This is a genomic window from Chryseobacterium ginsenosidimutans (genome assembly GCF_039536845.1).
In the GTDB taxonomy this organism is placed as follows: domain Bacteria; phylum Bacteroidota; class Bacteroidia; order Flavobacteriales; family Weeksellaceae; genus Chryseobacterium; species Chryseobacterium ginsenosidimutans_B.
In genome coordinates, this window is record NZ_BAAAZJ010000011.1 from 85,253 (window position 1) to 98,057 (window position 12,805).

A 12,805-nucleotide genomic window follows, 5' to 3' on the forward strand; every position below is an offset into this window, starting at 1 on the left:
AAATTACAAAATGGCAGAAAATGAAAACCCTGCAACACCGATTGCAGAAAACACACCAACACAAACATTATTTAGATTCGTAAGCTTAAGGAGTCCGCAATTATCTGATGAAAAAAATCAGGATAAAAGATTCGTTCTTATGCCCGAAGATGTAAAAACTGACAGTCACTTTTATTTTCCTGTAAAAAATGGTGCTGGAAAAAAAAGAGATCTTTTATTAGCTCAGGCATCTACTTTCGCTGCATCAAGCATTTCTAAAGATCACATTTCAAACACTTTAGACCAGTTCAAAAATGATTATAAAGTTATTTATAATTTTTCGATTTGGCTTGCCAAAAATAAAAGTACTTGTACATATGCAGAATTTGTTTCACAAAAAGATTCTGTAATAGCCGATCATAACACTGTATATCCAAGCTCTACTCTTTTATGGGATAACTTTATCTATCAGGTTGTTAGTCAAAAGGAATTTTATGTAAAAGAGGTAATGATGCAAATGATATTAGCATTGCATGCTCTTCAAACTCCTGCAAATGGCGAAGAAGAGACAAAAGTTTTACTGGCTGCAAGAATTGTTCTTCCAAAAGAAATGATGGTAGATGATACTTCAACAATTATTAGCACCTCTAGAATAGCAGGTAATGAAGTTAAAGAAACTTTCCCTTCCGAAGAAATGAAACAGCAACAGGAGATTTCTTCTGCAAGGATCAAACTGAGAAGAATTGAAAGCTTAAAAAAGAATTTAACTGCTACAGAAAAGCAATACAATAAAGAATATCAGGCAGAATACAAAGTTCAAAATGAAGCATATCAAAGAGAAATTGCTCCCATTATGGACGAATACAATGCTGCTGTTGCTGCTGCGAAAGAAGAATATTGCGGTATAAGGCCTCCCGGAACCGAATATAATCCGGAAGATCCTTGTCAGCAGCCAAAAGAAGTTCCGTATCCTAAACTTCCCCCTTTTGAGTTTAATTTCAGGGATCAAGTAACTGCAGAATCTTTTACCGAATCATTAAAAGAAGAAAGTCTTGAAACGCTATTTGACGTTTTGGGGTATAAATTTGAACCCCAACAAGCACCTGATTCACGTACGGCAGCAGACAATGTTAATGATCTTGAAGCACTACTGGAAGGTAGAAATACTTTTGCGGAAATCACATCTGCAATCAATGAAACTGTAGAAATGCTTAATAATACAATTCTTGAGAATACCCAAGGAAACGAAGAGGTTTATACAAGTATTGGAGGAGTAATCGTGCCTACGGCAAGAACTATTTCTGTTCCGTTTACCTATCAGGTTTGTCCAAAGTTTCTTTACAAAGAATATGTGAACGATTTGGCATTAACAGTACCAGATGCATCATGGGACGTAAGTTATATTTCTTATAATCTAACTCCTAATGGCTCAACAACAAGTATTGATGGCGATTATTATGTAAAATCAAGAACAGGAAATACAATTTTCCTTAATGATATGCACAGTCCGGGAGTAGACTTTTATAGTATTCAGGATGCTAGTTTAAGAGTTAAAATCGTCTTTTCTAATGGAAAAGTTACCGAGATTTTCGTTCCTAAAATTCAGGCAAGAGCATGTAGCTCGGGAAATTTCTTTCTTGAGGTTGAAGAAGGAGAACCACCTGTAATTATTGAGGACGAAGACAACTTCATTCCTTCAGGATTTGGATTTAAAAGACTTGGGGTTGCAGATTATTTAAAAGTAGAGCAGAGTACTCATGCTTATGTAGAAGGTGAAGTAGCCAATATTGAGAATGTCATGGCTAGAGAATACCGTGAAAAATCTACAAGAAAGCTTAGAAGAAGTGAAAATACAGCAACAACATCTTCTGATTCGGAAAGGGAGCAACTTACTGATACAACTACTGCCAATCGTTACGAAATGCAGAATGAAATTTCAAAAATGATGCAGGAGTCAACGGATCTAGGAGCATATGCAAATGCACAAATGAAATTCAGTGATGCTTATACTTTAGGGGTAGGAGCAAATTATGCTCATCATGGTTCCAAGGAAGAAAGTACAAGACAAGCCGTAACTCAAGCTCAAGATATTACTTCAAGAGCTATGGATAGAATCGTCACAAAAGTTCATGAAGAGAGAATTGAAAAGATTATTGATGAATTTGAAGAAAATAATTCTCATGGATTCGATAACAGAAAAGGCGACAGACATGTTGTAGGAGTTTACAGATGGGTTGATAAATTAATGAAAAACCAGATCTACAACTATGGTAAACGTATGATGTTTGAATTCATGATTCCTGAGCCTGCTAAACTTCATTTGCTGGGAATGACTAATATTAAAAGTGCAAATCAGACAGATTTGGTAAAACCCGAAGATCCAAGGGCATCTGGAAATATGCAGATAAGTGATTATTCAGCATTGTCAACCGAAAGCAAACTAAAATATTGGTTAAGTAAATATAATGTAGAGATTGATAAAAAGCCGGAAGACCAAGTAAGAGTTACAAAAGCAATTAGCATAAACAGTGGAGAAGCCGCTGGAGAAAAGGCAGCAAAATCAGATTCAATAGATATTCCTGAAGGATATACTACGTCAGGAGGATGGTTAACTGCAATTCATTTTTTCCAACCTTCAAGATTTGAGTGGACACATCTTACTGTGACTGTAGGGGATGTTCGTGCCGCAGCAGCAACAGACTCGCCACATATTGGATTAGATCAGGCTATATCTTTCAGAAAGCCATATTCTCAAAAAGTTGGTTTCGCTTGTGAAAGTGCAGATACAGCAGGTGTTAACGTAAGTGTTTCTTTGGACTGTATTATTAGTCCAGAAGTTAAAAACGCATGGTTACAAAAAACATTCAAAGCAATTATTGATGCCTACGAAGAAGCTCTAGTGGACTATAATAATAAACTTGCAGAAGAACAAAGCAAAGCGGTTGAGATCAAAGATTCAAATCCTAATTTTTACAGACAGATAGAAAATACTGTATTACGTAAAAACTGTATTTCATACATGGCAGACAGAGCTGTTGGTTCTACTCATGGATATGGCTTATCAGGATTAATACAAGGAAGTACATTTACAGATTATGAAACTACTCTTTCCTCTAAATTAGATAAATACACTGCCTTTGTAAAATTCATGGAGCAAGCCTTTGAATGGGAAAATCTTTCTTATTATTTATATCCTTATTACTGGGGAAATAAACAAAACTGGGTAGAATTATATCAGTCTGAAAACACAGATCCTTTATTCAGAGCTTTCTTACAAAGTGGTATGGCGAGAGTCGTTGCAACGGTTCGTCCCGGCTTTGAAGATGTTGTACAGTTTTACTTATCAACCGGAAAAATCTGGAATGGCGGTGAAGTTCCTGTAATCGGAGATGAACTTTATTTATCAATTGTAGATGAAATGAAAGAACCAAAAGGCAAAAAAGAAGGAAAAGCCTGGTTAACAAGACTCCCTACTACCTTAAACATTCTTCAGGCAGAAAGCATCGGTCTAAAAGTAGCCCACGCTTTACCTTTTACAACAGAAAATCCTGATGATTTTGAAGTTCCTTCTGAAGTAATTACTGAAGAGAAATTCAACTTTGAAAAGAATCAAAATCTTCTTGGTATCCAGCCGGGTGATGAAGAAAAAATTATTACAGGAGACTGGCTTTAATCAATTATTAATTAAAAAAACAATAATATGTCCAATATAGGAAAAATTATAAGAGTAAATGCATTGCCACCAGTTGGAGAAAGAGAAATCAATGTCATTTACCAAGTAGCTGCACCAGGTGCAGCTACTTACACAGACTATGCCATTGATGCCAATGGAGATTTAAAAACCCATGCTGTCGTCGACGGATCAATCCCTGTAGAATTATCAGATGATCATGTAAGTATTTCAGATCTTGATCTGATTGCAGAAGGAATTACCAGCCAAGCCGAATACAACTCAGCTACGATTGAAAAACTTCATCAAAAATTAGATAAACCCACCAATGATGGCAGCGTTTTAGATTATCCTAAAATTGTTGGCTTAGATGATAATGGAAATATAGCCAAGCTTCCTGCGGGAGACCTGGGAAAAAATGTTGCTAATTCTTCTTTAACATCAGTTGCCGGAGCAGGCTTAACATTAGGAGCAGATTGGGCATTGAACACATCTGGTAAAAATTATACTATTTCAGGGTTGTCTGATGTTTCTAATGATTCTGCATTTAATACATTTTTATCACAAAATACATCAGGAAAAGTTGGAAAGACCAATGGTAAGCAGCCTTTTTTAAGTTTACCATCAACTCTTTCCAATTCCGAGAAGACAGCTTGGAAAACTGCAATGAATGGAGGGTGGACAACAAACACGATGAGTGTATTTTCGATTAATCCTTCCGTAATTAAAAAAGAGGATAAAAATACCTATGTATCACTATATGGTACTAATTTAAATTTAAATCCGGCTTCTTTTTCTGTCGAAATATTAAACGAATCAGAAACCACAGTTCTTGCAGTTATACCTAACTCTCAAGTACAGCTAAGCCAAAATGGATTAGAATTAACATTTTATTATAACTTTAAAAACTTTAATGTAGGTAACTATAAAGTACGTTTATGGAACGGTGTTGCATATTATACTACTCCAGTTACATTCTCCATTACCAATAGCTTAACTTCATATGATCTGAGTAATTTAACATGGGATGTTGTTAATAAAAACGGATTGACAAATAATACACTTGCAATATCAAATATGAATATATCCGGAAGACCAGTATTAGCAGGATATACGAATAATCATTTGACATCACCATTAACAACAATTACATCTTCCAGTATAGGCACCATGGCAGATGATTTCATTATTGAAATAGCACTTTTCATATCTGGAAGCACAAACTTATACCATTTAGGAGGATTATGTAATGAAGTTACACCGACTTTAAGTAGTAATTTACTTGGATCTATTTTTCTTCAGGATAATAGTATCGGAATACTAGGCGTCGGCGGCATTGCCTCCACAAGCTCTTCAAGTAATAAAGTAATTTTTACGAAAAAAGGAAGCTTAATGCAGATATTAGTAAAAGGTAGTAATGCAGTTATTAATAAAACACTACAAGTCACCGATGACTCTTCATTTCCTATAAAATTAAAGTTAATTCTTAATGAGATAGTTTTTCCTGATACAGTTGCAAATCTACAAATTGTTTCAGCTTATAAAATCAATTAAGTATTTATAATAATCGGCAGAGCCTAAAAAACTCTGCCTTTTTTAACCTTAAAAATCACAAAATGAGTTTAGAAATATTAAATAATCCTCTTATTGGAAATTCTTTCAGCAAGGTTTTGGAAAAGAATAACATCTTTAACGATTCTTTGAATAAACTTTCAAAAAATAATTCTAATGAATATGCATTGGGGTCGCCTCTTAGGAAAGAAAGTATTTTTTATAAAGCAGAGGAAGGATCATATAGAAGCTTTCTAGAAAAGAAAGGCAAATACATCGCTATCAAAAAACTTTTTAATGATATTGATTTGGAAAAAATTGGATTTACTGAAATCTATGATAAAATTAACATTAAATATCAATGATGATGGATAAAATGTGTGGAACCAAACGAACAAAAATAATAGAAACAACATATACTTCTTGGCAGGGATTTATGAATTATAGTTATAATGAGCTTAAAAATACTCTAAATAATGCATATTGGTTTCTGGAAGGAGAAGACTCTAACTTAATGACTTTTCAATTATTTTCTAATCCGGATAAAAAAGAAGTGGAATTTGTAGCATGTAATCTTGGAAGTGATATTTTCGATTGCTTAAAACTGAATAACGAAAATTTAATTTCTACAGGAGGATATGTTATAAAAGACAATAACGGAAAAGAAATTGTAAATCCCGTTTTGAATATCTTTAAACAAGATTTAGCTAATAGCATATCAGAAATGTATCTAAGCAAAGGAACCTTCAACCGTTATGGTCTCTCAAAAACGAAAATAATTAATGCTATTGATAAAGAAATTTTTGCAGAATATAATTATCAAAAAGTTGTTGGCTATCTTTTTGATGAAATGGGCGCTCCTTTAAAATTCTTCATAGATCAGTTTCGTAATGAATTTAAGGACATTGAAGAATACAGATTATCTGAAAGATCTTATTTGCCTGATATCAATGGATTTGATCCTATTTTGAATGGAGCATTGCTTAAAGCAATCGGAGTAAATACAACTATTCCAATAGAGAAATATACCTATTCAAAAGAAGATCTGGAATATTACCAAATAAAAGAAAAACAAGTTGATTGGACATATGCTATAAATGCAGAATTCTGTGGTTTTTGGAACGCATTCATAGATACCATAGACGGGTTTGCAATGCTTTTGCCTAGTATTTATCAAATACTTTCAGACAGAGCTACATTCAAACAGTTTTTTAGAGTCATTGTAGATTTTCTTAAGATGACACCTCAAGAAATAGGAGATATGTTTGATGCCTATGATTTTGAGAATAGCAAAGGCTCTATCTACAGGCTTTCTTATCAACAATGTTATGAGATAACTATGATTCTTTCTCTCTTTTTACCTTCTCCTAAAATTGGAAAAGCAGCAAAAGCAACAGAAGCAATTGGAGATCTATCCACTTGGTTGGCCAATTTTTCCGCTAAGAATGAACTGATTCTACTTGCTTATAAAATGGGACTACGCGTAGAAAGAACAGGCGCAGAATGGCAGATTGTTTTTGGAAAGTATAAACTTCTAAAAGGCTCACGAGAAAAAGTTCTTAAAATGATCGAAGACATTGGTGAAATGTCTAAATTTGATGGAAATCAAAATCTCTCCAGCTTAGAAAAGCAACTGAATGAAGCTGTAGTGGAAGAAAATGGGATTACTAGAAAACTTACAAAAGCAGAGAAAGAGGAACTTCTGGAGAAATTTAGACATGAAGGAGGTGCATACGGCGACTCTATAGTAGCAACAAAAGTTGATGAAGAAGTAAAAGCTTTTAAGGCTTTAGAAAATAAATATATAGGCAAAACCATTGAAATCGAAGCATTTGAAAATTTAAAAGAAGCATTAGCATTGTTTAACCATATATCAGTAGAAGATGCAGTGATTCAGATTGGAAAACGAAATTGTGCTGATGTGGTAGATGCTATTATAAATTTCTTGAAAAACAAGGAGATACGGAGAGCAAATCCATCTGGATTTGAATCCTTTGAGAAAGTCGCAGCCAAGTATGGTGGAGGTAGCTTTCAGCAACTATATCCAGCAACTATAAATGGTGTTTTTCAAACTCCATTGGAGAGACTGAATGCGTTGATAAAAAATGATGAAATAGTGGTTATTTATGGAGCGCATGATGTAGAAAATGTAAAAGGATCAATGGGAGCAATTGCACAGCGAACTAAGGGGCATTATTTTGTAGGCATTAAAAAAAATGGAAAACTTCATTTATTTGATGGACAATCCGGAGAATATGTAGAACTTGGCAGAACACCAGAATTCGACAAATTCATAGAAAGTAAGTATAGTAAAAAATTTAAATCATCTGAAGGAGGAGGATTTAGATATTTGAAAGTAAGGCAATAAAAATTAAAAAAATAATCTTATGTTAACAGACAAAGAAATGCTAAAAATAGCAGAACGTTATTTAAAAAGTATAGGAGAACATTTTGGGGGAGCGGATATTGAAGTTATTATAGAAACAGATAGCATTATTAAAAAGCCTTATGGTAATATTTATTATTATGATTCTAAAGAATATATTTTAACCGGAAATTTTGATAAGTCATTAGTAGGAAATGCTCCGTTTCTTGTAGAAAACAAACCTAATGGTAGAGTGATTTGTTTTGGAACTTCAAATAGCTTGGAATATTTTATACAAGCCTATGAAAATGGGACAATGACACCAAGCTTAGACCTTTATTGGTATCCTGATGAAGACAGGTTTGATTATAAATAAAAAGAATAAAAATTACCCACAAAAAAATAAAACACGACACCTTTTGTCGCATTAAGCACATATATTTGTGGTAGAAACTTTAGCAATGAAAAAAGATTTTTACCTTACAAGATATGCCTTAATTATAAAAAGATTAGAAAGTTCTCCGGCTACCTATTCACAGCTGGAGGACTATCTACTCAACTCTTTCGAATTTCAGGATGCAGATATCAAAAGCTACTCTATCCGAACTTTGCAAAGGGATATTCGAGAGATTTCCGGTCTTTTTAATCTTTCCATTCACAACAAAAAAAAGGGTGATAATCGGTATTATATCGAAAGCCGCCCGATCATGGAAGTGGATGAATACAACCAAAAATTATTAGAATCTTTTCAGGTGAGCAATGCCCTGAATCTTCATCCCGATTTCTCAGATTTTATCTTTTTCGAAAGCAGAAAACCAACGGGAGTTGAAAATTTTTATGACCTGTTTTTTGCAATCCGTAATAAAAGAATCGTTTCTTTCGAGCATTACAATTACAAAAACAAAATCATGACTTCACGAAAAGTTCATCCGTTGGCTTTGAAGGAATCAAAAGACAGATGGTATCTTATTGCGATTGATACAAAAGATAAAGCCTTAAAATCATTCGGTTTAGACAGGATCAATTATCTTGATGTGAGCGACAAACAGTTTAGAGAAAAATACAAATACAATTTCCGCGAACATTTTAAAAATGCTTTTGGAGTGATGAATCTTACGGAACAAAATCCTCAAAAAATCGTTTTAAAATGCAGCCGACATCAGGGAGAATATATCAAAAGTTTTCCGCTTCATCAGTCTCAGAAAGAAACCAAAGAAACGCCTGAAGATATCTTTTTCGAGTTTTTTCTGCACCCGACTTACGATTTTATGCAGGAAATTCTTTCTTATGGAAAAGAAGTGCAGGTTTTAGAACCGAAAGGCTTAGTTGAAGACATCCGCAATCATTTGCAGGAATCCCTGAACAGCTATTTGGAAAGCTAACCGCATCGAATATTTCAGATTTTTTGATTACATTTACATAAATATATCAAAAGTGAAATCTATTTTCCTTTATCTTTTCTGCCTTATTTCTTCTCTTTGTTTCTCGCAACAGACGGAAGAGTTCAAGCTTATTAAAAACTATTATAATCAGCATCGTACAATGCTTGGTAAAGAATTTAAGAAAAAGTTTGATGCCGAAACAGATAATTATCATAAGGCTTCCATCAAGGTGGATTACATTCTGTTCATGCAAAAAATGGACAGTATCGAAAATGTTGCCCTGACCGGAGCTTTATTAAAAACAAAAAATCTCGAAGACCTCAGCAAATTACAGTTAATAAAAAAGAATTCACCTGCAGAAGCTCTTGTTTCGGCTTCTCCGGTTATTGATAAGGTTGCGGATTATCCCGGTGGAATCAACGAACTTCGAAAAGAAGTGGCAGATCTTTTTTATCTTGGAGGTGTTAATTCTGAGATAAAAACCGTAAAAGCCAACGTTGCCTTCATTGTAGAAAAAGACGGGAGTATAACCAATGTAGAGGCACAAGGCGATAATTTCACGTTCAACAGACAGGCAGAAATTGCATTATATTCTATTTCGCAAAAATTTTCTCCGGCAATTAACAACGGAGATCCTGTAAGATACCGCTTCAGACTTCCTTTAACCATGAATCTCGAAGAATAAATGTTTACCGACGAATATTTCATGAAAATGGCTCTCAATGAAGCCGAAATTGCGTTAGAAAAAGATGAGGTCCCGATTGGATGTGTGGTTGTTTCCAACAATCGGGTGATTGCGAGAGCTCATAATCTTACCGAAACACTGAACGATGTCACCGCTCACGCAGAAATGCAGGCCATAACTTCTGCTGCTAATTTCTTGGGTGGAAAATATTTAAAAGACTGCATCCTTTATGTGACACTGGAGCCTTGTGTCATGTGTTCGGGAGCGCTTTCGTGGGCGCAGATTACAAAGGTCGTGATTGGTGCGAGAGACGAACAGAGAGGTTTTATCAATAAAAATCTTTCTCTCCATCCTAAAACGGAGATTGTCTCCGGAATTATGGAAAACGAATGTTCCTCGATTGTGAAAGAATTCTTTAAATCAAAAAGGTAAAATCAGTTTTTACAGGTAATATTAAAAATACTTTTGTCTGATTTTTTGTAAGATTTTTCACTTGGATTCAGTTGAATTTTGTGATATTGATAGAGAATATTTAAATCATGAAAATCATCTCCTTTTGCGGCTTTATATTTATTTTTTCGGTATAAATTTCAGCTGAAGGATCATAATTATAATTGAATTTTAAAAACGTCTCTTCATCAAATCACTCAGATTCTCCTATTCCGTAAGAGATAACATGATAAACTTTATTAGCAACGCTGAGATTTAGATTTTCAGATAACAGTTTTATTTGTTCAATAAGTTAGTTATAATTTAAATCAAACCTCAGCATTAAATTATAAATCTTTTCCTAAAAAGTATAATCCTTTCAAAGTGTGAAGCCTGTCCATCACATGAATTTTATCCGTCAAAGGTTTGTAGACATGAGAAACTCCGCCTGTTGCAACAACAAAACAATCATCATTTACCTCATCATTAATACGGTCGATAAAACCTTCCACCATTCCTAAAAAACCATAAACCATCCCGCTTTGCATACAGCTGACGGTATCTAATCCTAAAACTGTTTTTGGTTTCACCAATTCGATTCCCGGAAGTTGGGCAGTCTGGGCAATGAGAGAATTTAAAGCCGTTATAATTCCCGGAGCAATAATTACTCCCAAAGTTTCGCCATCTTCAGCAACGCAGCTTGCTGTAAGTGCCGTCCCAAAATCCAGAACAATTTTCTTTCTCCCGGGATACAGATTATGAGCAGCCACAAGATTGGCATAAATATCCGTTCCCATCTGTTTAGATTTTGCGGCCACTGCTGATGGCGTATTTCGGTCTACAATGACAGGGTCCAGATCATGAATCTTTTTTATTGCTGCATTCATCACCTTAGTAAGCTGAGGTACGACAGAACCAATAATCACTTTACTAATTTCTTTGGGTTCTATTTTATAGGTCTGGTACAGCATCGACATCTGAACATACAGTTCATCCGGTGTTCTGTAAGGTTTCGTATTGATAACCCACGAAATATCACAATTATCATCATCAAAAAGACCAAATCTGATATTGCTGTTTCCTATATTTATTACGATTGAATTCATTTATTTGCTTTTCAAAAAAAGGATGAAACCTTCTATTAATTTTAAGGTTTTAAATTTAACAATTTTAATAAAAACTACCTCTCAATCTTCCTTAAAATACCTTGTTCTTTTTAAAACAATTAATTATATTTAAAATCTAAAATCACTTCACCTCCACTTTCATGAAAAAACTGGTCTTACTATTGTTCTTTTTCGTTGCCATTAATGCTTTTTCGCAAACTGCAGCTGCCGCAAAAGAAGTATTCGAAAAAATAAAAAAAGAATCACAAATTGACGGCAACGACAAAACAATCTACAATCTTCTGGATGAGTTTTATGACAAAAACCTACAGGCAGAAAATGATGAGATGACTCCTGAAACGGTAGAAAAAATTCAGAGACTGGCTTCTGATTCTAGTACAAAAAATCTTCATATTCTGATTCTTTTTCTCATGTATCAGCAACACATCAGTCAAACGGCAATGGTAGGCAAAAAACCGAATCCTGATTTTCAGATCGAAACGATGAAATTATTGGAAAATGAAACAAGAAGTGTATACGGGAAAATTCCTGCAATTATTTACATTTATAAATATGAAGCATTAGACAGCGGCGAAAAGAAAGACGAAGCAAAGGCAGTCGCGATTCAGGGATTGAAAGAATATCCGGATTCTGTTCCGTTAAAAGTTTACAGCTATTTGACCACCAAAGATGAAACCCTCAAAAATGACCTGATTAAAAATCATCCGAATCACTGGATGGTAAAACAATTTGAGATTAAATAAAATATTTAAATGATGAAAAAACTGATTCTCGCAATTTTAATTATCCAATCTTTCCTTGCATTTTCTCAGAAAAGTGCAAAAATGTATCCCGAGGTAAAAAAGGACAGCGTAATTTATTATGCCGATAATATTGAAATATATCCTATATCTATAACCTTCGAAGGACAACCCGAACTTGAAAACCTGCGGATACCGGGAACGTTCAAAACAATTCAGGTATTGCCGCCTCAATCTACAAAAAATAAGGTGGCTTCTTTTGTCGTCAATGACAAGAAAAAGGGCTGGAAAATAAAGAAAATGCCTATTTATTATACATTAGCCGGAGATGCTACTATAAAAACCTACGATTCCGATTACAAATATGATCTGCCTTTTCAAAAGGGAAAATCTTTCACCGTTCACCAAGGCTATAACGGAACTTTTTCTCACCAAAATGAAAATTCGCTGGATTTCACAATGCCGGAAGGAACAAAAATCCTTGCCGCAAGAGAAGGTAAGGTAATTGACGCTGTCCAGAGCAACAATAAGGGATGTCCTACGGTCAGCTGCGCCAATCTTGCAAACTATATATCGATTTTACATTCTGACGGAACGATTGCCCAATATTTCCATTTAAAGCAAAATGGAGTAAAAGTAAAAGCAGGAGACATTGTAAAAAAGGGAGACATAATCGGATTAAGCGGAAACACAGGCTGGACTAACGGACCTCATCTTCACTTTGTATGTTTTCTTCCAAGTCCTTCGAGTCCTAAACAAAGGAATACCATTAAAACCCTTTTCAGAACAGGGGACGGAAATAAAACCGAATATTTATCTGAAAAGAAGGCTTATCAAAACAATACTAACTATAATATTCAATGATAACCAAAAGGGG

11 protein-coding genes are annotated in these 12,805 nt (G+C 34.4%); 10 read left to right on the forward strand and 1 reads right to left on the reverse strand.

The genetic code is table 11. The annotated features are described in order from the left end of the window. The first annotated feature begins 10 nt into the window (after positions 1–10). The 8 genes from ABD745_RS16675 to ABD745_RS16710 all read left to right on the forward strand — a co-directional run bounded on the left by ABD745_RS16675 (position 11) and on the right by ABD745_RS16710 (position 10,064). Complete coding sequence (locus tag ABD745_RS16675) at positions 11–3,652, forward strand: hypothetical protein (RefSeq protein WP_344832619.1); 3,642 nt, start codon at positions 11–13, stop codon at positions 3,650–3,652. 27 nt (positions 3,653–3,679) lie between these two features. Further along, on the forward strand, positions 3,680–5,203 hold the full coding sequence (locus tag ABD745_RS16680; RefSeq protein ID WP_344832622.1) for a hypothetical protein: 1,524 nt from the start codon (positions 3,680–3,682) through the stop codon (positions 5,201–5,203). A gap of 62 nt (positions 5,204–5,265) precedes the next feature. Next, a complete protein-coding gene (locus ABD745_RS16685; protein ID WP_344832625.1) occupies positions 5,266–5,565 on the forward strand; it encodes a hypothetical protein in 300 nt (99 codons plus the stop codon). Then, positions 5,562–7,568: a hypothetical protein gene (locus ABD745_RS16690; RefSeq protein ID WP_344832628.1), complete on the forward strand. Its 2,007-nt coding sequence runs from the start codon at positions 5,562–5,564 to the stop codon at positions 7,566–7,568. The genes ABD745_RS16685 and ABD745_RS16690 overlap by 4 nt, the downstream gene beginning before the upstream one ends. Before the next feature lie 19 nt (positions 7,569–7,587). Further along, positions 7,588–7,941: a hypothetical protein gene (locus ABD745_RS16695; RefSeq protein WP_344832631.1), complete on the forward strand. Its 354-nt coding sequence runs from the start codon at positions 7,588–7,590 to the stop codon at positions 7,939–7,941. An 85-nt stretch (positions 7,942–8,026) separates the two neighbouring features. Continuing rightward, positions 8,027–8,947 carry a helix-turn-helix transcriptional regulator gene (locus ABD745_RS16700; protein ID WP_344832634.1) on the forward strand — a complete coding sequence of 307 codons (921 nt, stop codon included), beginning with the start codon at positions 8,027–8,029 and terminating at the stop codon, positions 8,945–8,947. 52 nt (positions 8,948–8,999) lie between these two features. Beyond that, positions 9,000–9,632, forward strand: a complete 633-nt coding sequence (locus tag ABD745_RS16705) for an energy transducer TonB (RefSeq protein ID WP_344832638.1) — start codon at positions 9,000–9,002, stop codon at positions 9,630–9,632. Continuing rightward, positions 9,633–10,064, forward strand: coding sequence for a nucleoside deaminase (locus ABD745_RS16710; RefSeq protein WP_344832641.1), 432 nt, complete (start codon positions 9,633–9,635; stop codon positions 10,062–10,064). A 344-nt stretch (positions 10,065–10,408) separates the two neighbouring features. Here ABD745_RS16710 and ABD745_RS16715 read toward each other — a convergent pair whose 3' ends face one another. Next, on the reverse strand, positions 10,409–11,167 hold the full coding sequence (locus tag ABD745_RS16715) for a type III pantothenate kinase (protein ID WP_344832644.1): 759 nt from the start codon (positions 11,165–11,167) through the stop codon (positions 10,409–10,411). 161 nt (positions 11,168–11,328) lie between these two features. Between ABD745_RS16715 and ABD745_RS16720 the strand changes: the two genes are divergently transcribed. Both ABD745_RS16720 and ABD745_RS16725 read left to right on the forward strand, forming a co-directional pair. Beyond that, complete coding sequence (locus ABD745_RS16720) at positions 11,329–11,931, forward strand: hypothetical protein (RefSeq protein ID WP_344832647.1); 603 nt, start codon at positions 11,329–11,331, stop codon at positions 11,929–11,931. A gap of 12 nt (positions 11,932–11,943) precedes the next feature. Continuing rightward, complete coding sequence (locus ABD745_RS16725; protein ID WP_344832650.1) at positions 11,944–12,792, forward strand: M23 family metallopeptidase; 849 nt, start codon at positions 11,944–11,946, stop codon at positions 12,790–12,792. Positions 12,793–12,805 lie beyond the last annotated feature (13 nt).